The sequence below is a fragment of the Lelliottia sp. 489 genome, assembly GCF_050435885.1.
Classification (GTDB): Bacteria; Pseudomonadota; Gammaproteobacteria; order Enterobacterales; family Enterobacteriaceae; genus Enterobacter; species Enterobacter nimipressuralis.
In genome coordinates, this window is the sequence record NZ_JBNDLC010000001.1 from 1,033,377 (window position 1) to 1,054,983 (window position 21,607).

The 21,607-nt window shown below is 53.5% G+C and carries 16 protein-coding genes; 10 read left to right on the forward strand and 6 right to left on the reverse strand.

Features of this window, described 5'->3' with window-relative positions; all coding sequences use genetic code 11:
• The first annotated feature begins 272 nt into the window (after positions 1-272).
• Complete coding sequence (locus ABIE11_RS05235; protein WP_429184095.1) at positions 273-3,827, forward strand: glycosyltransferase; 3,555 nt, start codon at positions 273-275, stop codon at positions 3,825-3,827.
• 38 nt (positions 3,828-3,865) lie between these two features.
• On the opposite strand, the gene ABIE11_RS05240 is transcribed toward ABIE11_RS05235, so the two are convergent.
• The 4 genes from ABIE11_RS05240 to ABIE11_RS05255 form a co-directional block, all read right to left on the reverse strand.
• Positions 3,866-7,507, reverse strand: a complete 3,642-nt coding sequence (locus ABIE11_RS05240) for a glycosyltransferase (protein WP_429184096.1) — start codon at positions 7,505-7,507, stop codon at positions 3,866-3,868.
• A gap of 175 nt (positions 7,508-7,682) precedes the next feature.
• Positions 7,683-8,585, reverse strand: a complete 903-nt coding sequence (locus ABIE11_RS05245; protein WP_102104017.1) for a flagellin — start codon at positions 8,583-8,585, stop codon at positions 7,683-7,685.
• A 183-nt stretch (positions 8,586-8,768) separates the two neighbouring features.
• Positions 8,769-9,674, reverse strand: a complete 906-nt coding sequence (locus ABIE11_RS05250; RefSeq protein WP_429184097.1) for a flagellin — start codon at positions 9,672-9,674, stop codon at positions 8,769-8,771.
• A gap of 182 nt (positions 9,675-9,856) precedes the next feature.
• Positions 9,857-10,762 (reverse strand): flagellin, encoded by a 906-nt coding sequence (locus ABIE11_RS05255; protein WP_102104019.1) that lies wholly within the window; start codon positions 10,760-10,762, stop codon positions 9,857-9,859.
• 239 nt (positions 10,763-11,001) lie between these two features.
• Between ABIE11_RS05255 and fliD the strand changes: the two genes are divergently transcribed.
• From fliD to amyA, 4 genes are all read left to right on the forward strand, one after another.
• Positions 11,002-12,405 carry a flagellar filament capping protein FliD gene (fliD, locus tag ABIE11_RS05260; RefSeq protein ID WP_102104020.1) on the forward strand — a complete coding sequence of 468 codons (1,404 nt, stop codon included), beginning with the start codon at positions 11,002-11,004 and terminating at the stop codon, positions 12,403-12,405.
• Positions 12,406-12,429: 24 nt separating this feature from the next.
• Positions 12,430-12,840 carry a flagellar export chaperone FliS gene (gene fliS, locus ABIE11_RS05265; protein ID WP_102104021.1) on the forward strand — a complete coding sequence of 137 codons (411 nt, stop codon included), beginning with the start codon at positions 12,430-12,432 and terminating at the stop codon, positions 12,838-12,840.
• Positions 12,840-13,199: a flagella biosynthesis regulatory protein FliT gene (gene fliT, locus ABIE11_RS05270; protein WP_102104022.1), complete on the forward strand. Its 360-nt coding sequence runs from the start codon at positions 12,840-12,842 to the stop codon at positions 13,197-13,199. Before fliS ends, fliT begins: the two co-directional genes overlap by 1 nt.
• 101 nt (positions 13,200-13,300) lie before the next feature.
• The gene (amyA, locus tag ABIE11_RS05275; protein WP_429184098.1) at positions 13,301-14,788 is read left to right on the forward strand and encodes an alpha-amylase; all 1,488 of its coding nucleotides are present in this window, start codon (positions 13,301-13,303) and stop codon (positions 14,786-14,788) included.
• Positions 14,789-14,833: 45 nt separating this feature from the next.
• Here amyA and yedD read toward each other — a convergent pair whose 3' ends face one another.
• A complete protein-coding gene (gene yedD / locus ABIE11_RS05280; protein WP_100779702.1) occupies positions 14,834-15,247 on the reverse strand; it encodes a lipoprotein YedD in 414 nt (137 codons plus the stop codon).
• Between the two features lie 210 nt (positions 15,248-15,457).
• On the opposite strand from yedD, the gene ABIE11_RS05285 reads away from it, so the two are divergent.
• The gene (locus ABIE11_RS05285) at positions 15,458-16,045 is read left to right on the forward strand and encodes an acyltransferase (protein ID WP_429184099.1); all 588 of its coding nucleotides are present in this window, start codon (positions 15,458-15,460) and stop codon (positions 16,043-16,045) included.
• Between the two features lie 278 nt (positions 16,046-16,323).
• On the opposite strand, the gene fliE is transcribed toward ABIE11_RS05285, so the two are convergent.
• Positions 16,324-16,638 carry a flagellar hook-basal body complex protein FliE gene (gene fliE / locus ABIE11_RS05290; protein ID WP_107703325.1) on the reverse strand — a complete coding sequence of 105 codons (315 nt, stop codon included), beginning with the start codon at positions 16,636-16,638 and terminating at the stop codon, positions 16,324-16,326.
• 228 nt (positions 16,639-16,866) lie between these two features.
• Here fliE and fliF point away from each other — a divergent pair, with 228 nt between their 5' ends.
• From fliF to fliI, 4 genes are read left to right on the forward strand one after another with little or no spacing between them, the layout of a single operon-like run.
• Positions 16,867-18,549: a flagellar basal-body MS-ring/collar protein FliF gene (gene fliF / locus ABIE11_RS05295; RefSeq protein ID WP_100779699.1), complete on the forward strand. Its 1,683-nt coding sequence runs from the start codon at positions 16,867-16,869 to the stop codon at positions 18,547-18,549.
• On the forward strand, positions 18,542-19,537 hold the full coding sequence (gene fliG, locus ABIE11_RS05300) for a flagellar motor switch protein FliG (protein WP_100779698.1): 996 nt from the start codon (positions 18,542-18,544) through the stop codon (positions 19,535-19,537). Before fliF ends, fliG begins: the two co-directional genes overlap by 8 nt.
• On the forward strand, positions 19,530-20,237 hold the full coding sequence (gene fliH / locus ABIE11_RS05305) for a flagellar assembly protein FliH (RefSeq protein ID WP_100779697.1): 708 nt from the start codon (positions 19,530-19,532) through the stop codon (positions 20,235-20,237). Before fliG ends, fliH begins: the two co-directional genes overlap by 8 nt.
• Positions 20,237-21,607 (forward strand): flagellar protein export ATPase FliI, encoded by a 1,371-nt coding sequence (fliI, locus tag ABIE11_RS05310; protein ID WP_100779696.1) that lies wholly within the window; start codon positions 20,237-20,239, stop codon positions 21,605-21,607. Before fliH ends, fliI begins: the two co-directional genes overlap by 1 nt.

The following is a 21,607-nucleotide window of genomic DNA, read 5'->3' on the forward strand; positions in this document are numbered from 1 at the left end:
ACAGGAACGATCGTTCGAACACACGCCAATTTGTATTCTAATTACCCGTCCAAAAGGCCCAATAGGGTAAAAAGACTCCAAAACGCCCTGCTGTTTCCGTCATGGAGAGCGGCACAGCATCGCTAAAATGAGCAAAACTCTCAGTGCGGGCAACTCATCATCGCTGACAATCCTGACTCATCTCAACATTTTGGCCTCTCAGGTGATTACGGCCCCCGCATTAGAAACGCGCATATCTCATCGAAGAAATGATAATCACAACGAGAAATAATATGTCTCAGCATGAATTAGTCAGCATTCTCATCCCGGCTTACAAAGCCGATTTTTTCGAACAGGCTCTGCAAAGCGCCATTGAACAAGACTGGCCGAACATTGAAATTATCGTCTGTGATGACAGTGATAATGACGCTATCCGAGTGACGTGCGCGAAAGCATCGCCACACCTAAAGAAGCCCATTATTTATCATAAAAATGCCGATCGCTTACTAGAGATGGGAAACGTTCTTCACTGCTTGAGCCATGCTAAAGGGAAATACGTCAAATTTTTGTATGACGATGATCTTATTGCTCCAAACTGTATCTCGCGCTTAGTGAAAGCACTGGAGGATAATAAGAACTGTGTATTAGCCTCTTCACGCCGTACGCGTATTGATGAGTCTGGTAATATCTTACCTGACATTGTTGCAACAGCATTCCCTTTCGGTGGCGATACGCTCCTCAACGGAAATGACCTCATCTCTTTCCTCTGCGATTACCAGGTTAATTTTATTGGTGAGCCGAGTGTTTTCCTCTGTTATCGCGACGATCTTCTGGCCTTAGGCGACCAGTTATTTAATATCGATCATGAAGAGATGCCCTATTTTGCCGATGTCGCATTGATGATCAAACTATTGCGCAAAGGCGATCTTGCCTTTATCAGCGAACCGCTTTCCTCATTTAGAATTTCGGCGGGCCAAACCAGCCAGATGGCAAAATCACAGCAGGAACAGGTCGCCAGAACGTATTCCTTGATGCCGCAGCTCATTAAAAAACTGGGGTGGTACAAGGGGTCGAAAGAGGAGAATCAGCACGTTTTGATTGCCGCGACATCCTCGCCTGAAGAGTGGCATCAGGTGAATCTTGTGCAGGCACTACGCCAGGCGATGCATAACAGCGCACTGGATTACCAGAACACGCAAATTGCTCAGTGGCTTGAGAGCAGAACGTTACTTCCGCAGCACAGAGAACTGGCCTCCACTTACCAGGCATCACGAGCGGTTAGCCAGTCACTTTGTATCTTGATCCGTGACACGGGACGAGCCGATGCTCTGGATCGGACCCTGGAAAGCGTGGCAGCCTGGCAGGGTTTTGGGCTGACAGTCCACCCTGTTGTGGTCGGCAATATGGTTTCTCAAAGCCGCTTCCCGGCGACCGCCATAGACGCCACCGTGTTTAACACCGTTGCCCGTATCAATGATTATCTCTACATCAGCCCACACGACTGGGTTATGGTGCTTGACGCAGGCGAACAGCTGCTGGCCAGCGGATTGTTATCCTTCGATTTGGCCCTTGAGGGGGCTTCAGGCTGTGATGCTGTCTATTGCGATGAAGTGAATTTCGACGGCAGCCGAATCACCAGTACCACCCTGCGCCCGGACTTTAACCTCGATTTACTGCTCAGCAACCCCTCTGAAATGGCACGCCACTGGATCTTTAAACGCACCACGCTACTCTCCCTCGGTGGCTTTAATAAGACATACCGTCAGGCATGGCAATTTGACTATATCGTGCGCCTGATCGAGCAAAAAGGGATTCAGTTTGCGGGACATATTCCTGAACCTTTGGTCGTGGCTCATAGCCAGCTCAACGTCGCTGTTGAGGAAGAAAAAAATATTCTGCGTCATCATCTTATTCAACGCGGTTATTCTCAGGGGGAGGTAGAATCCCCGCGACCAGGCATTTACGCATTACGTTATCATCACGACCAGCAGCCGCTGGTGTCTATTATTATCCCGACCAAAGATCAATTACCGGTGCTGGTTCACTGCGTCACTACGCTTTTGGAAAAAACGCGATATCCGAATTATGAAGTGCTGATCGTCGATAATAACAGCGAGACGCCCGAAGCGCTGGAATGGCTCAACGGTGTTTCCACTATTGATCCACAGCGTATTCGCGTTTTACGTTACCCGCATCCGTTTAACTACTCCGCAATCAATAACATGGCCGCTCGTGAGGCGCGTGGGGAGTATCTGGTCTTGCTGAATAACGACACCGGGGTAATTGAGAATAACTGGCTGGATCATCTGCTCAATCATGGATTACGCCCAGAAGTGGGCATTACCGGCGCTAAATTGTTATATCCAACCGGGAATATTCAGCATGCGGGCGTGGTAATGGGGTTGCGCGGCCCGGCGGACCATCCGTTTATTGACAGCAGCAGCGAAAAATCCGGTTATATGAACCGTCTACACTGCGATCAAAACTACAACGTGGTGACAGCCGCTTGCCTTCTGGTGCGAAAATCGGTTTACGAGCAGGTCGGTGGATTGGACGAGGATCAGTTCCGCGTCTCCTACAACGATGTTGATTTCTGTCTGAAGGTGCGTGAAGCGGGCTATCTGACCGTCTGGACACCCTATTCCATCGTGATGCATGAGGGCAGTGTCAGCCAGAAATCCGTGGACAAAGCGACTCAGGAGAAAAAGCGTCAGCGATTTACGGGTGAGCAAGATGCCATGTATCAGAAATGGCTACCGGTGATTGCCAACGATCCGGCTTACAACCCTAATTTATCCCTGAATAACACCGGTTTTCAGCTGCAGGTCGATGCGCCGGGAACCTGGAAACCCTTGCACTGGAATCCACTGCCGACACTCCTTGCGATCACCGCCGATCGGACGCATCACCATCAGCGACACTTCCTCGATCGGCTGACGTCACTCCACGATCAAGCCATCGCTGAGACGTTGCTCCCCTTCGTTCCGCCTTCTATCGGTGAAATGGCGCGCATCTCCCCTGCAAGTCTGATCTTGCAGGAAACGATCACACCCGCAGCGCAGGAATGGCTGGCGCGCCTGCGTAAAGCGACATCTCAGTTCACCGTCTTTACGCTGGATAATTATCTGCCTGCCCTGCCGGCAAAATCCCTTCTGCGTGATACGTTGCCTGCGGAAATCACGGCGGCCCTGCAGGCTACTCTGCGTCATACGGATCGCCTGATTGTCAGTTCAGCAATGCTGGCAGAAACCTGTGCATCGTGGCATCACGACGTTCGTTTCATCGAGCCTCGTGTATCGTCTGCACAGTGGGGGAATCTGGTGATTGAACGCAGATATGGTCACAAGCCACGCGTTGGCTGGGTATGCGATGGCGAAAATAGTGCGGATCTTGAAATCATTCATAAAGTCATCGTGCAATTATCCGACCGGGTGGAATGGGTTCTGATGGGATACTGCCCGCCGTCGCTGAGATCTCATGTTTCTGAATATCACGCAGCCGTGAATGTGGAACACTACCCGCAAAAGCTGGCGTCCTTGAATCTTGATCTGGTTCTTGAACCGCTTGCGGATAATCAGTACAACCGCCATCGCAGCGTCATTCGTTTGCTGGAGTTCGGCGCATGCGGTTATCCGGTCATTTGCAGTGATAATGTCAGTATGCGTAATGAGTATCTTGTGACTCGCGTGAAAAACAGCACGAATGCCTGGCTTGAGGCGATCTCAGCCTACCTGGAGGACCCGCAGGCACGCGAGAATGCCGGAGATGGGTTAAGGGATCAGGTTCAACGCAAGGGAATGTTGCGGCGAGATGATTTGGAAACGTTTGTGGGTGACTGGCTACCCTGACGCTTAAACAAAAGGCACCCTTACGGGTGCCTTTTTTGTTACTTCCGATCCCTCAACCAGGCTTCACGCCAGTCATCAAGCCCCTGACCACGCAGATACCAGTCACGATGAATAGCTTCACGCAGTGCATCCCCCTGGGAGGCCAGGTACTGCGCATCATTGATGTGCGCCCGAATCGCGCTCATCCAGTTTTTAAAGCGGTTTTCTACCAGCGTCACGGGCAGACCGCAGCGATACGGCACTAGATCAGTGGCAATAATCGGTACGCCGCAGGTACCAATCTCCAGAAGCCTCAGGTTGCTCTTACACTCATTGAAGTGGTTCACTTCAAGAGGTACCAGTGCCAAATCCAGATTCAGGCTCGCCAGTTTTTCTGGATACATTTCGAATGGCACACCGGGGTGGAACTCACAGCGGACATGTTTAGGTTTCATGCCCATAAACACCCACTCCACCTCATTCTCCAGCGCTTTAATGATCGGCAACAGGATCTCCAGATCGCCCGCATGCGAGCTTCCTCCCGCCCAGCCTACGCGGATCTTCTTGCCAGTGCCGCGCTGACTTTGCAAATGCCCCCACTGGTCTGGCGCCAGACGGTTTTGCGCAATACGAATATCAGAGTGGAAACGGCTATACGCTTCTGCCAGCGGTTCCGTCGACACCACAACCCAGTCCGCATTGTCCATAATTTTGCGCAGGCTCTTAACCATGTGCTGCGGGAACTTGCTGTTATTGCCATTTTTCATTGGCAGGTTCAGGAGGTAATCATCGTATTCAACGACGATTTTCGCACCAGAGAGACTGCGCATCTGCTGCATCACATCCGGGAAACGACTTCCTGTAGGAAGCTCGAGCAGCACCACATCCGGCTGGAGTTGCGCCACTTCCATTAGCCCAGGTACGGAATTTATCAGCCCTCCTTCGAGCAGCGTATGACGTTCCATGGCCTTGAACGGCTGTAACACGCGATGGTGTCCATTGCCCTGCCAGTTAATATGATGCGCGAGCACCACAGGTAATGGACGACCCGGCAGCGGTTCGTGGAAACGTGCCGTGCTCTCACTCAGGGTGAAAGGTGCTCCTGATTTTTGCAGCAGCGGATGGTACGACGGATCGGCCAGTAATCGTTGACCCCACTCCTGATTGAGCCTTGCGTAATCGCCTCCTAACGGGCGCTCCTGAACGTGGAACTTCTGGCTGAGTAAACGGGTGGCCCCACCCATATGTTTGACTCGGGCATAAGGCGTCCAGACATTAAGATATCCCAGAGACTGCGCGCGTAAACAGAGATCCACGTCCGCAAAATAGAGCGGGAATTTCTCTTCTGTGAAGCCATTGAGCGCGAAGAACACCTCTTTTCTCACCATCATGCAGGAGGCGCTCACGGCACTCAGGTTGTGCGGCGTTTTAAGGTAATTTTCAAAACCAGCGCTATCACCTTCAGCGCCCTCAAAAGCGACCCCAACCCCCTGCTGAACACCGGCGAGATACCCCCCGTGCTGTACACGACCATCCGCATATTCCAGACGTGCGCCGACCATCGCGATTTCCGGGCGCAGGGCATGTTCAACCATGGCATCCAGCCAGTCGCCATCAATAATTTCACAGTCGTTATTGAGGAAAACCAGGATCTCGCCGCGTGCATACTGCGAAGCCAGATTGTTGATTTGCGCAAAGTTAAACGGCGCATCGTGACGCAGAATCCGAACTTGATCGAGACCCAGCCGTTCAAGCTGCTGGAGGAAATCGCACGCATCCGCGTCCATAGACTGATTGTCGACAATTAGCAGTTCATAATGCGCGTAGCGGGTTTTCTCCATCAGGCTTTCAATGCACCGACGCAGCAAGGCTACGTGGTCGCGCGTCGGGATGATTATCGAGATCAGTGGCTTCTCCACCCACTGGTAGCGAATGCGCGCAACGGAAGTCTCCCCCTCCTCAACGGTGGCTGCAATGCCCAGACGCGCAAGATGCTCTGTGACGATCTGCTTGTGCTCAGCCATGACTCTCGCAGCGTTTTGCCATGTTTTAGGCAACCGATCAGTTGAAACCAGGACTTCAGCCACCCTGTCAATTGCACCCGGTCCCGCCGCTTCAACAAAGCGCCAGGCCAGATCAACCAACGCCATCTCCTGAAAACGCCCCTGAATTCCGCCCACCTGCAGCGCGGCCTCACGGTTGATAAGCCAGGTTTGCCCTGTATAAGGCGTAGCCCGCAGAAGATCGATATTGGTGCCCGGACGAAGCGTCAGGCGCGGCTCTTCATTGGGCGAAACCATCATCTCATCGCAATAAAGGGCTAACGCCGTCTGGTTTTTAACGCGATGGGCCGCGAAGTGCAGCAGCGCATCGTCAATCAGAGTAAAACCGGCGGGGATCACCAGCAGTGCGTCGGCGTCTCGCTCACTCAACAGTGAATTCAGGCCTTCCGCCTCATCAATGACATCCACACTCAAGGCCGGAAGAGATTGCGCTGACAGAGAGGCAACGGTCCGCTCGCAGGCCTGTGCATCCCCATCGCGTGAAATCACCACCACGCCGAGACGTGCAGCTGCCGGAACATCACCGGATATAGCCAAAAGCGCTTCCCGGCGGGCCGGGCTGATTTTCCGGTCTTCCAGCCAGCGGCTGATAGAGTATTTCAGTGACTGATGCGCGAGGAGAGCTTTTCTGTGCAAGGTCAGGGCATAAGATGATTTTTCATCTAATACGGGTGATTTTACGGCCAGAGGCTGCGCAAAAATGCGCCCCATCACCGCTTCAACGCCCCACTTTTGCGCACATTGCGCGCGGTTGTCTCGCGCCCAGCGTGCCGCTGACGGATAGCCCGTTTGCAGCAGTGACAGCCATTCATCACTGTCCGGGCAGTTGCGCAGTGACATACCGCTAAAATGGTTATGCTCATGCACGGCCATGTTATCGGCGTTAAGGTAATCATCCACATAGCCATTTACGGCCAAGAAGAGCGGGATACCCAGTGCCAGCGTTTTGGTAGCCAAAGACTCGTTGCCAATAACCGCGTCATACTGCGATAACCACTCGGGTTCAACGAGGTTTAGCTGCAGTTTCTCATCCAGCCAGTGCAGCGTGATCCCCTTATCCGCTGCCTTTTGCTGAAGTTCATACACCTCTGCAGTCATTTCAGGCGCCACGTACAAGGCCTGTTTTAATTCGGGCGGGCGCGTTGCGCTCGGGTAGTCAATAAAACGTGCGGGAACGAGCCAGGGCATTAGCGCCAGCTGATCTTCAAGGATCCCGGTCAGTTTGAGCTGTTCGCAGGTCAGTTCGGAGAGGCCCAAGGTCAGAGAGGCCAACTCATTCTCAAGCTGCACACCGTAGGGAATATAGAGATCGTTATAATCGCTGAAATGGCGGAAGACCAGCGGGCCGCTCAGACGCTGCGCCTGCAGCCCGGCCATCAGCTTCTGGCAAAAGAAGCCGCGCCAGATAATGATTCTGTCATAAGCCGGATCAATGCCACCCTCGTCTTCGGTGATGACACGAAAGCGCCCTGTCGCGTTCAGCTCATCGAGCTTGCTCTTCATTGCCTTGCCGGCGGATTGTGTGCACAGATCAATTCGAGCGCCTTGTGACAACCAGAAATCGACCAGGTCGAGAACCTCAACGGTATAGGGGGTATAAGCGTCGAATTTATCAACACTGAGTAAGTAACTTTGCATCCTGGTTCCTTTTTATGCCTGCACGTCACAACGTTCAGAAGACAGAAATGAAAACAGGTTATTGTGCGTGACCGGAGGGAATGTGAGGCGAAAAACAGCTGGCAGAAAAGCGGCTATCTCTTTCGATTGCAAAAAAAAAAGGCATCCGAAGATGCCTTTGAATCGCGTCTGAAAATTAACGCAGCAGGGACAGCATGGTCTGCGGAACCTGGTTGGCCTGAGCCAGAACAGAAGAGCCAGCCTGTTGCAGGATCTGCGAACGAGACATGTTGGACACTTCAGTCGCGTAATCAGAATCCTGAATACGGCTGCGCGCAGCAGACAGGTTGTTTACGGTGTTGTTCAGGTTGGTGATGGTGGACTCGAAACGGTTCTGAGACGCACCCAGCAGGCTGCGCTGGTTATCAACAGATTTGATTGCCGCATCGATGTCTGCCAGTGGGCTGCCATCGGTAGTACCACCAGAAGTGACGGTACCGCTCAGTACGTCGAAACCTTCAGCAGAAGTGGTACGGGCATTCCCGTTCACCATACCGCCAGTTGCGCCAGTTGCGCCTGCGGTGCTGAACAGGTTGTAGCTGTCAGAGCTGCTCAGGGTGATAGCGATAGTTTCGTTATCTTTAGAGCCAACCTGGAAGCTGTAGCTGCTTGAACCGGTACCGGTGTTCAGCACTTTGATGCCGTTGAAGTCAGTCTGCTGAGTAACACGGTTAACTTCTTCCATACGCTGGTTAACTTCAGCCTGGATGGAGTCGATGTCAGATGCAGAGTTAGAGCTGTTCTGCGCCTGAACGGTCAGGTCACGGATACGCTGCAAGTTGTTGTTGATTTCGCCCAGCGCGCCTTCAGCGGTCTGCGCCAGGGAGATACCGTCGTTGGCGTTACGTGCAGCAACACCCAGGCCGTTGATGTTAGAGGTGAAACGGTTCGCGATTGCCTGACCAGCGGCATCGTCTTTTGCGCTGTTGATGCGCAGACCAGAAGACAGACGCTCGATTGCGGTACCCAGAGAAGACTGAGATTTGCTCAGGTTGTTCTGAGTCGTCAGCGACAGGGTGTTAGTATTAATCACAGCCATGGTAAGTATCCTTCAAAGTGAGTCATGGGTTTGGCATGCCGCCAGTGGCTTCATCGCCTACATAAACATTATCGACAACAGGTTTTTAAACTTTAGAGATTTTAAAAATATTTAATTCTTGTTGATTGATTCTAAAAGAAAAAAGCGCCGACAAGCGGCGCTTTTTTTGCATCAATAAGGGTATTAACGCAGCAGGGACAGCATGGTCTGCGGAACCTGGTTGGCCTGGGCCAGAACAGAAGAGCCAGCCTGTTGCAGGATCTGCGCACGAGACATGTTAGACACTTCCGTTGCGTAATCAGAATCCTGAATACGGCTGCGCGCTGCAGACAGGTTGTTTACGGTGTTGTTCAGGTTGGTGATGGTGGACTCGAAACGGTTCTGAGACGCACCCAGCAGGCTGCGCTGGTTATCAACAGATTTGATTGCCGCATCGATGTCTGCCAGTGGGCCGCCATCTACCGCACCGGAAGCATCCACAGTGCCGCTCAGCACGTCAAAGCCTTCAGCTTTAGTGGTACGCGCAGTACCGTTAATTGTCTGACCAGAGGTATCAAAGGTTGCGCCTGTGGCGTTGTACAGGTTGAAGCTGTCAGAGCTGGTCAGGTTGATAGCGATAGTTTCGTTATCTTTAGAACCCACCTGGAAGCTGTAGCTGCTTGAACCAGTACCGGTGTTCAGCACTTTGATGCCGTTGAAGTCGGTCTGCGTGGTAACGCGGTTAATTTCTTCCATACGCTGGTTAACTTCAGCCTGGATGGAGTCGATGTCAGATGCAGAGTTAGAGCTGTTCTGCGCCTGAACGGTCAGGTCACGGATACGCTGCAAGTTGTTGTTGATCTCGCCCAGCGCGCCTTCAGCGGTCTGTGCCAGAGAGATACCGTCGTTGGCGTTACGTGCAGCAACACCCAGACCGTTGATGTTAGAGGTGAAACGGTTAGCAATCGCCTGACCTGCAGCATCGTCTTTTGCGCTGTTGATGCGCAGACCAGAAGACAGACGCTCAATCGCAGTCCCTAAAGAAGACTGTGATTTGCTCAGGTTGTTTTGAGTCATCAGAGAAAGGGTGTTGGTATTAATCACAGCCATGGTAAGTATCCTTCAAAATTGAGTCATGTGCTTGGCATAGTGCCAACGGCTTCATCGCCTGTATAAAGATTATCGACACCACATTTTTAAACTTTAGGTTTTAAAACTATTTATTGTTTTTGATTTGATTCTAAAAGAAAAAAGCGCCGACAAGCGGCGCTTTTTTTGCATCAATAAGGGTATTAACGCAGCAGGGACAGCATGGTCTGCGGAACCTGGTTGGCCTGGGCCAGAACAGAAGAACCAGCCTGTTGCAGGATCTGCGAACGAGACATGTTGGACACTTCCGTTGCGTAATCAGAATCCTGAATACGGCTGCGCGCTGCAGACAGGTTGTTTACGGTGTTGTTCAGGTTGGTGATGGTGGACTCGAAACGGTTCTGAGACGCACCCAGCAGGCTGCGCTGGTTATCAACAGATTTGATTGCCGCATCGATGTCTGCCAGTGGGCCGCCATCTACGCCACCGGTAGAGTTCACTGTACCGCTCAGCACGTCAAAGCCTTCAGCTTTGGTGGTACGTGCAGTACCGTTAATTGTCTGACCAGAGGTATCAAAGGTTGCGCCAGTGGCGTTGTACAGGTTGAAGCTGTCAGAGCTGGTCAGGTTGATAGCGATAGTTTCGTTATCTTTAGAACCTACCTGGAAGCTGTAGCTGCTTGAACCGGTACCGGTGTTCAGCACTTTGATGCCGTTGAAGTCGGTCTGCGTGGTAACGCGGTTGATTTCTTCCATACGCTGGTTAACTTCAGCCTGGATGGAGTCGATGTCAGATGCAGAGTTAGAGCTGTTCTGCGCCTGAACGGTCAGGTCACGGATACGCTGCAAGTTGTTGTTGATCTCGCCCAGCGCGCCTTCAGCGGTCTGTGCCAGAGAGATACCGTCGTTGGCGTTACGTGCAGCAACACCCAGACCGTTGATGTTAGAGGTGAAACGGTTAGCAATCGCCTGACCCGCAGCATCGTCTTTTGCGCTGTTGATACGCAGACCGGAGGACAGACGCTCAATGGCGGTGCCCAGAGATGACTGGGATTTGCTCAGGTTGTTCTGAGTCATCAGAGAAAGGGTGTTAGTATTAATAACAGCCATAGTGTATTCCTTTGAATTAGTTGTCAGATTTAGGCGTCTGCCTACGGCTTTCTCGCCGTCAATGTGATTATCGACACCGCTTTCTCAACCTTTAGAAAAAAGATCATTTTTTTAAAGGCGCAAACTACCCATTATTTGCCTCCTTTATTTGCGCATTGTTTTTTTAAATTAACGCTAATCTTTTTTGCGTTTCTGCCGATAGAGCATCCAGTGATTGTCTCAATAAAGGATGAAGTGTTATGGCAAGTATCAGTTCGCTCGGCGCAGGTACCAATCTGGGACTCAGTACGTTGTATGACAATTTACAGACTGCTGAGCAGACCAAACTGACACCGATTACTACGCAGCAAACCTCTTATAAAGCAAAACTCACTGCGTGGAACGTGGTTCAGGCTTCGTTAACCAAATTACAGACGGCTTCTGACGCGTTAAAAAATACCTCGGCTATTGCTCAGGCAAAGGTGTCCACCACCAACTCAGCATTTAGCGCCACGCTTTCCACTAGCGCAACAGCAGGCACTTATTCAGTTGAAGTCAGTTCTTTAGCCGCTTCACAATCCTTGCTCAGCCCGAAAGTGGCCAGCAAAGATACCGATCTTGGCGACAGCAGCATGAGTTCGCGCACGATCACGATCACTCAGCCGGGCCAGAAAGATCCGCTGACCGTCACACTGGCTAGCGATAAAACCAGCCTTTCTGATGTGCGTGACGCGATTAACGCCAAACAGGGCAGCGTGACCGCCAGTATTATTAAAGCAGACGACAACAGCTATTATCTGGCACTGACGTCTCGTGATAGCGGTACGACGAATAAAATGACCGTCACCACGGATGACGCTGAACTGGCTAAATTCGTGAGCTACGATCCGGCAGGATCAAGCAATGTCATGACCGAGCAGGTTGCGGCTTCCGATGCGGTCGTAAAAATTAACGGGATTGAAATTACCCGTAGCAGCAACACCATTACCGATGCGCCAGAAGGCGTAACGCTTAACCTGACCAAAACCAATAAAGGCAGCCCAGAAACGCTGACGGTGGTGAAAGATAACCAGCCGATGCTCGACGCGGTTCAGGCCTTTGTGGATGCATATAACTCGCTGCAAACCACCATTGGTAACCAGACGAAATATACCAAGGTTGATCAGGGTAATGGCGCGCAGGACACCAGCAACGGCGATCTGTTGGGCGATGGTACGCTGCGCAGTATTCAGACTCAGCTGCGTTCAAAACTCTCTGCGCCTCAGGGTAGCGGCGATTTAGCCACTCTGTCTCAGCTGGGGATTACGCAGGACATCACCGGTAAATTGACCGTTGATAGCACCAAGCTGAATAAAGCGCTCACCGAGAAATCGGCCGATGTGATTTCGTTCCTGTCGGGTGATGGCAAGACAACGGGCTTCGCGACCGAAACCAGCAACTTGCTGAAAAGTATCTTAGGTACCGACGGTTCCGTTAAAAACGCCACCGACGGCATTAACAAAACGTTGAAACAGCTTTCGGATCAATACGATCGCGTCAACGACCAAATTACCGCCACCATGGCACGTTATAAAACGCAATTTACCAGCTTGAGCCAGCTTGTTTCTCAGATGGATTCCACCGGTAGCTATCTGACTCAACAGTTCAACGCCATGAACAGTTAATCAATGATGAGTTGAGGTTTTACCATGTATACAAAATCGGGGATTCAGGCATATGCCCAGGTTGGCGTGGAGAGCGCCGTCCTGAGCGCCAGCCCGCATCAGTTAGTGGTACTCCTTTTTGATGGCGCGTTAAGCGCCATGAAAAAAGCCATGATACTGATTGAGCAAGGGGATATTCCCGGTAAAGGGCAGGCGCTGAGCAAAGCAATTAATATTATCAGTAACGGTTTGCAGTCCGGGATCAACCATGAAGTTGGTGGAGAACTGGCGACAAACCTTGATAGTCTTTACGACTATATGACAAGGCGCCTTTTACAGGCCAATCTTCATAATGACATTAATGCCATCAATGAAGTGGTGGAGTTACTGAATAACATCGCTGACGCCTGGAAAGAGATAGGCCCACATTCTCAAAACGTGCGGGACAATTACTAATGGATGCCAATCTCGGGTTGCTCCAGCATTATCAGCAGTTGTTAGCCACCAGCACCGCGATGCTGGTGCTGACAAAATCTGGGCGTTGGGATGAACTTATTGCTTACGAAGTCGATTACCTTTCGGCCGTAGAAAAACTTACCCGTTACCAGGATGCAAGCGAAATTGCGCCCCAGCTTCAGGCACAAATTCGCCCTATTCTGAAACAGATCCTCAGCAATGAGGTGGAACTCAAAGCGTTATTGCATCAGCGTATGGAAGAGTTAAAAGCTCTGGTTGGGCAAACCTCCCGACAACATAATCTTAATGCGACCTATGGACGTCTATCAGGCAATATCCTTTTCCCCAACGATCTCTAGATTGACGGTGGCCCTGGCGGGTGAATGAAATTTCGTATTTCACCCGCTAATTCTTTTCTTCTCGACCATACTCTCTGTGTCCTCATTCTGGAGCACGGAAGATGAAAAACCCCACTCTATTACAATGTTTTCACTGGTATTACCCCACAGGCGGTGAGCTGTGGCAGGAAGTCACTGCACTGGCGCCCAATCTCAACGAGATCGGCATAAACATGATTTGGCTGCCTCCGGCTTACAAAGGCGCATCGGGCGGGTATTCCGTCGGATACGATTCTTACGATCTTTTCGATCTCGGTGAGTTTGACCAGAAAGGCTCCGTCGCCACCAAATACGGTGATAAAGCCCAGCTGCTCGAAGCCATCAATGCCTTAAAAAGCAATGAGATCGCGGTACTGCTGGACGTGGTGGTGAACCACAAAATGGGCGCGGATGAGAAAGAGCCTATCCGCGTGCAGCGTGTGAACGAGCAGGATCGCACCCAGATTGACGATGAAATCATCGAATGCGAAGCCTGGACCCGCTACACCTTCCCCGTTCGCGCCGGGCAGTATTCCGAGTTTATCTGGGACTACAAATGCTTCAGCGGTATCGACCATATCGAAAACCCCAACGAGGACAGCATCTTTAAGATCGTCAATGATTACACCGGCGAAGGCTGGAACGATCAGGTCGATGATGAGATGGGGAATTTCGATTATCTGATGGGCGAAAACATCGATTTCCGCAATCACGCCGTCACGGAAGAGATAAAATATTGGGCCCGCTGGGTGATGGAGCAAACCCATTGCGACGGTTTTCGTCTCGACGCGGTGAAGCACATTCCGGCCTGGTTCTATAAAGAGTGGATCGAACACGTCCAGGAAGTGGCCCCCAAACCGCTGTTTATCGTGGCCGAATACTGGTCCCACGAAGTCGACAAACTGCAGCACTATATCGATCAGGTGGAGGGCAAAACCATGCTGTTCGACGCCCCGCTGCAGATGAAATTCCACGAAGCGTCCCGCCAGGGCCGCGACTATGACATGAGCCAGATCTTCACCGGCACGCTGGTTGAAGCCGACCCGTTCCATGCCGTCACGCTTGTGGCCAACCATGACACTCAGCCGTTGCAGGCGCTGGAAGCGCCGGTCGAAGCCTGGTTTAAACCGCTGGCCTACGCGCTGATTTTACTGCGCGAAAACGGCGTACCGAGCGTGTTCTATCCGGATCTGTTCGGGGCGAGCTACGACGACACCGGCGGCGACGGCGAAACCTACCACATCGACATGCCGATAATCGAACAGCTTCACGAGCTGATCCTGGCCCGCCAGCGTTTCGCCCACGGCGTGCAGACATTGTGGTTCGATCATCCTAATTGCATTGCGTTCAGCCGCAGCGGGACGGATGAGGATCCGGGCTGCGTCGTGGTGCTCTCCAACGGAGACGACGGCGAAAAAGTGATTAATCTTGGGGATAATTACGGCAACAAGAACTGGAAAGATTTCCTCGGCAATCGCGAAGAGACGATCACCACCAGCGCCGAGGGCGAAGGGACATTCACCTGCAATGGCGGCAGCGTAAGTATCTGGGTGATGGAGGATGTGCTGTAACGGGGATGGCTTGCCGGGTGGCGCTCTCGCTTACCCGGCAAACACTCACTTCACCTGGCTCTCAAGCGGATTTTTGGTCAGGTAATCTGCGCACTCCACCGTTGGACGGTCGACGCGCTGCAACTCCATTCCATCATATTCCAGCGTATTGCCATCGCGTTCGAGCGGATAGATATCCAGCTTGCTGGTGACGTTGTAATAATCATCTGAACGCAGCATGATTTTACCCGGCACCGCAATCACGCGCTGCCACTGCCGGCAATCGAGGGTATCGCCCTGCTCTGTCACCACCAGCGTGGCGATCGCTTCCGGACTCACCATTTTGCTTTGCGGCCCTTTGGTCTGCCAGTAGCCCGCCAGATTTGAGGGAACAGGATGCTTAATCACGTCCTGATAATTATCAACCTGCACACATCCCGTTAATGCCAGCAACGCGCCAGCCATGATCATTTTTTTCATCATCTTTCCTGCCTGCGAAGAAAAAAAGATTGTGGCATTAAAGGCATGATGTCGCCAGACTTTCTGCTCACTGAAGTCGTGTCACATCGGTAAATGCGCAATCAAAGATGAACCCTCCCACCTGCTCATGCGATTGTTTGATTCCTTAAGCGGTTATGCTCAGACTGACAATTATTACCTGCAATCGAATACCCACTGGAGAACTTCATCTTGCGCCAAAATCCCTTCGATCCTGGCTACTACAATGAGAATGAACTTAAGGACTTCGGCATCGGCTCTGTAGGAAAAAACGTCCTCATCGCAAAAAACTGCACTCTCATTGGATTAGAAAATATCTCCATTGGCGATAATGTTCGCATCGACGGTTTCAGCACCATTATCGCCGCCGCCCCCGGCTTTTTACACATCGGTTCCTGGGTGCATATCGGAGGTTACAGCGCGATTTTCGCGGGCGCAGGCGTGGCGCTGCAGGACTTTAGCGGGCTATCCCAGGGCGTTAAAATCTACACCACCAGCGACAATTATGATGGCTCCGTGATGACCAACCCCACTGTCCCGCAGGAGTTTACCGGTGTCATACGCGCGCCCGTTCAGATCGGTAAACATGCCATTGTTGGTTCGCAAAGTATTATTTTGCCTGGGGTTACGCTCGGCGAGGGTTGCGCAGTGGGTGCAAATTCACTGGTCTCTAAAAATGCGGAGGCATGGTCAGTCTATTTTGGATCACCCGCCAGACGTCTGAAAAAACGAAAAATGACACTGCTTGAACTCGAAGAGAAACTTAGAGAAAAGACTTAAGGGTCTCTCTCGGCAGGTTGATTTGCTGCTTTACAGGCTCAGCACTGCGATGCAACCGCCCAAAGGGCTATATGTGATTAACTGACAATATCCACAAGTTTGCTACCGACAGGTGAAATATCACCAGTAGATAAAATGAATGCGGTTATTGGACGTTACCAGGTGTGCATTATTGCACTCTCTTCTTTCTGGCATGGGAAGATAGACATATTTACCCCGCCCATGCCTCACATTTGGATCTGATGAAATTAAGAAGACGTACTCAACAGGCTAAAAACCTAGACCTGCATCGACATCACTTCCTGATAAGCCGAAACCAGCTTATTACGCACCTGAATACCCATCTGCAAAGAGACCGATGATTTTTGCAAATCGGTCATCACGTCGTTCAGCGCCACACCCGGTTCGCCGAGGGAGAACTTCTCTGCCTGCGCGCGTGCCGCGTTTTGCGTGTCGCTGATGCGATCGAGAGCGGCGTGCAGCTGCCCTGCAAAGCTGACCGTCGATTGTGTGTCCGTAACGTCCTGATTACGGGCTGTCATCGCCGTTGCCTGCAACTGGCTGATCACCCCTTCAATGCCTTGTATTGCCATGACTCTCCCCTGGATGGTTTTTTACGGGGTCAAGACTAGCACCTTGTCAATGAGATAATGGCGGTAAATAGCGTTAAAAAACCAGGTTATTTGACGAATAGAAAATCCCGAATCATCAAATAATGGCAGGGCCATCAATATGGACCTTTTGTCGTGTTTGCCGACCCGGGAGTCAGTTTTGTTTCACTACACGAATAACGTTATCCACAACGAGCCACGAGGTGCGCTATGACTGCGACAGCATCGGCAGCACCGCAAAATAAATCGCTCGAGTGGATGAACCGCCTGCGCGCGAACCCTAAAATCCCGTTGATCGTGGCAGGCGCTGCCGCTATTGCGATTCTCGTGGCGATGGTCCTGTGGGCGAAAAGCCCGGACTATCGCACCCTTTATAGTAACCTGTCCGATCAGGACGGCGGGGCTATCGTCACCCAACTGACCCAGATGAACATCCCTTATCGCTTCGCCGATAACGGCGGTGCCCTGGAAGTTCCTGCGGACAAAGTCCACGAACTGCGTTTACGTCTTGCCCAGCAAGGTCTGCCGAAAGGTGGCGCCGTCGGTTTCGAACTGCTGGATCAGGAAAAATTCGGTATCAGTCAGTTTAGCGAGCAGATCAACTACCAGCGTGCGCTGGAAGGTGAGCTGGCCCGCACCATCGAAACGCTCGGCCCGGTTAAAACGGCCCGTGTACACCTGGCGATGCCAAAACCGTCCCTCTTCGTGCGCGAGCAAAAATCGCCAACCGCCTCGGTAACCGCCACTCTCGAACCCGGCCGAGCGCTGGACGAAGGACAGATCAGCGCCATTACCCATCTGGTCTCCAGCGCCGTAGCTGGTTTGCCGCCGGGTAACGTGACCGTGGTCGATCAGGGTGGCCATCTGCTGACCCAGTCCAACACCAGCAGCCGTGATCTGAACGACGCCCAACTGAAGTATGCAACCGACGTGGAAGGCCGCGTCCAGCGCCGTATCGAAGCGATCCTCGGTCCTATCGTTGGCACCGGCAACGTCCACGCGCAGGTTACTGCACAGATCGATTTTGCCAATAAAGAGCAGACGGAAGAGCAGTACAGCCCGAACGGCGATGCGGCTCAGGCGGTGATGCGTTCCCGTCAGCTGAACACCACCGAGCAGATCGGCGGCCAGAATCCGGGCGGTGTACCGGGTGCGCTCTCGAATACCCCTGCCCCGGCTAACGCGGCGCCGATTTCGACGCCTCCGGCGAACCAGCAGAACGGTCAGCAGAATAATGCACAGCAGACCACCTCGACGGCGGCCAGCACGGGTCCACGTAACTCCAGCCGTAACGAGACCACCAACTACGAAGTCGACCGTACCATTCGCCACACCAAAATGAACGTCGGCGATGTACAGCGTCTCTCCGTTGCCGTGGTGGTGAACTACAAAACGCTGCCGGACGGGAAACCGCTGCCGCTGACCACCGATCAGATGAAGCAGATCGAAGACCTGACCCGCGAAGCGATGGGTTACTCCGAGAAACGCGGTGATACCCTGAACGTAGTGAACTCTCCGTTCACGGCGACCGACGAAACGGGTGGCGAGCTGCCATTCTGGCAACAGCAGTCGTTTATCGATCAGCTGATGTCTGCAGGCCGCTGGTTACTGGTACTGATTGTGGCGTGGCTGCTGTGGCGTAAAGGTATTCGTCCACAGCTCAACCGTCGCGCAGAGCAGCTGAAAGCCGCACAAGAAAGCATGAATTCGCGTCAGGAAACGGAAGATGCCGTTGAAGTTCGCCTGAGCAAAGACGAGCAGATGCAGCAACGCCGTGCCAACCAGCGCATGGGCGCTGAGGTCATGAGCCAGCGTATTCGCGAAATGTCCGATAACGATCCACGCGTCGTCGCGCTGGTGATTCGCCAGTGGATGGGTAACGAAGATGAGTAATCTAAGCGGTAAAGATAAAAGCGTCATCCTGCTGATGACCATCGGTGAAGATCGTGCGGCAGAGGTGTTCAAACACCTCTCCCAGCGTGAAGTGCAGTTGCTCAGTGCGGCGATGGCGAACGTACGTCAGATCTCTAACAAACAGCTGACCGAAGTGCTGGCGGAGTTTGAGCAGGAAGCAGAACAGTTTGCTGCCCTCAACGTCAACGCCAACGACTACCTGCGTTCCGTCCTGGTCAAAGCCCTGGGCGAGGAGCGTGCTGCCAGCCTGCTGGAAGACATTCTCGAGACGCGCGATACCGCCAGCGGCATCGAAACGCTCAACTTTATGGAGCCGCAGAGCGCCGCCGACCTGATTCGCGACGAGCACCCGCAGATTATCGCTACCATTCTGGTCCACCTCAAACGGGGTCAGGCGGCAGATATTCTGGCCCTGTTCGACGAGCGCCTGCGTCACGACGTGATGCTGCGTATCGCCACCTTCGGGGGTGTCCAGCCGGCCGCGCTGGCGGAACTGACCGAAGTGCTGAACAGCCTGCTCGATGGCCAGAACCTCAAGCGCAGCAAAATGGGCGGCGTGAGAACTGCAGCGGAAATCATCAACCTGATGAAAACCCAGCAGGAAGAAGCCGTTATTACCGCCGTTCGCGAATTCGACGGCGAGCTGGCACAGAAAATTATCGACGAAATGTTCCTGTTCGAAAACCTGGTCGAGGTCGACGATCGCAGCGTTCAGCGCCTGCTCCAGGAAGTGGATTCCGAATCCCTGCTTATCGCCCTCAAAGGTGCCGAGCAGCCGCTGCGCGAGAAATTCCTGCGCAACATGTCCCAGCGTGCGGCGGATATCCTGCGCGACGACCTTGCCAACCGTGGCCCGGTTCGTCTGTCTCAGGTGGAAAACGAGCAGAAAGCGATCCTGCTTATCGTTCGTCGTCTGGCCGAAACCGGCGAGATGGTGATTGGCAGCGGAGACGATGCGTATGTCTAAGGAGCTGCCATGGAAGCGCTGGACTCCTGACGATCTGGCTCCTCCGATGACGGAGTTTATGCCCGCGCTGGCCCCTTCCCTCACGGAAGAGCCAGATGAAGAGGCGCCAGAGCTGAGCGAAGAAGAGCAGCGTGCGCAGATGCTGGCGCAGCTGCAAATGCAGGCGCATGAGCAAGGCTATAACGCCGGTCTGAGCGAAGGTCGCCATCAGGGCCACCAGCAGGGCTATGAAGAAGGCAAAGCGCAGGGCCTGGAGCAAGGTCTTGAGCAGTCTCGCCAGCAGCAGGCGCCGATCCATGCGCGGATGCAGCAGCTGGTGAGCGAATTTCAGAATACCCTCGACGCGCTGGATAGCGTGATCGCCTCGCGCCTGATGCAGATGGCGCTGGAAGCGGCACGTCAGGTTATCGGTCATACGCCGGTGGTGGATAACTCGGCGCTGATAAAACAGATCCAGGGTCTGCTCCAGCAGGAGCCGCTGTTCAGCGGTAAACCTCAGCTGCGCGTACACCCTGACGATCTCCAGCGTGTTGAAGAGATGCTGGGCGCGACGCTGAGCCTGCACGGCTGGCGTCTGCGCGGCGATCCGTCGCTACATCACGGCGGCTGTAAAGTCTCTGCCGACGAAGGCGATCTGGATGCCAGCGTCGCCACGCGCTGGCAAGAACTGTGCCGCCTGGCTGCACCGGGAGTTGTCTGATGACCGCCCGTCTCACGCGCTGGCTCAACACGCTCGACAATTTTGAAACCAAGATGGCGCAACTGCCATCGGTTCGTCGTTACGGGCGTCTGACCCGCGCAACCGGGCTGGTTCTGGAAGCCACCGGCTTGCAGTTGCCTCTCGGCGCGACCTGCGTGATTGAACGTCAGGACGCCAATGAAACGCGCGAAGTGGAAAGCGAAGTCGTCGGTTTTAACGGCCAGCGACTGTTTTTGATGCCGCTGGAAGAGGTGGAAGGCATTCTGCCCGGCGCGCGCGTGTATGCGAAAAATAATGCCGGCGACGGGCTGCACAGCGGTAAGCAGTTGCCGCTCGGTCCGGCGCTGTTAGGCCGTGTCCTCGATGGCGCAGGTAAACCGCTCGACGGCCTGCCGGCTCCGGATACCACCGAAACCGGTGCGCTGATCACCCAGCCGTTTAACCCGCTGCAACGTACCGCCATTGAACACGTGCTGGATACGGGCGTGCGCCCGATCAACGCCCTGCTCACGGTCGGTCGCGGCCAGCGTATGGGCCTGTTCGCCGGTTCCGGCGTCGGTAAGTCGGTGCTGCTCGGCATGATGGCGCGTTACACCCAGGCCGACGTGATTGTCGTCGGGCTGATTGGCGAGCGTGGCCGCGAAGTAAAAGATTTTATCGAGAACATTCTCGGTGCTGAAGGCCGCGCACGTTCCGTGGTCATCGCCGCACCGGCAGATGTCTCCCCGCTGCTGCGTATGCAGGGCGCGGCGTACGCCACCCGTATTGCCGAGGATTTTCGCGATCGCGGCCAGCACGTGCTGCTGATTATGGACTCCCTCACCCGCTACGCGATGGCGCAGCGTGAGATCGCGCTGGCGATCGGCGAACCACCGGCGACCAAAGGCTATCCGCCTTCGGTGTTTGCCAAACTGCCTGCGCTGGTTGAACGCGCGGGTAACGGCATTAGCGGCGGCGGCTCGGTGACGGCGTTTTACACGGTTCTGACCGAAGGCGACGACCAGCAGGACCCGATTGCCGACTCGGCGCGTGCGATCCTCGACGGTCACATCGTGCTCTCGCGTCGTCTGGCCGAAGCGGGCCACTATCCGGCGATTGATATTGAAGCGTCGATCAGCCGTGCGATGACCGCGCTGATCAGCGAAAAACATTACGCCCGCGTGCGTAACTTTAAACAACTGCTCTCAAGCTTCCAGCGCAACCGCGATCTGGTAAGCGTGGGGGCATATGCCAAAGGCAGCGACCCGATGCTGGACAAGGCGATTACGCTTTGGCCGCAACTGGAAGCGTTCTTGCAACAAGGTATTTTTGAACGCGCCGACTGGGAAGACTCAATCCAGGCTCTGGAACTGATATTCCCGCAGGTGTAA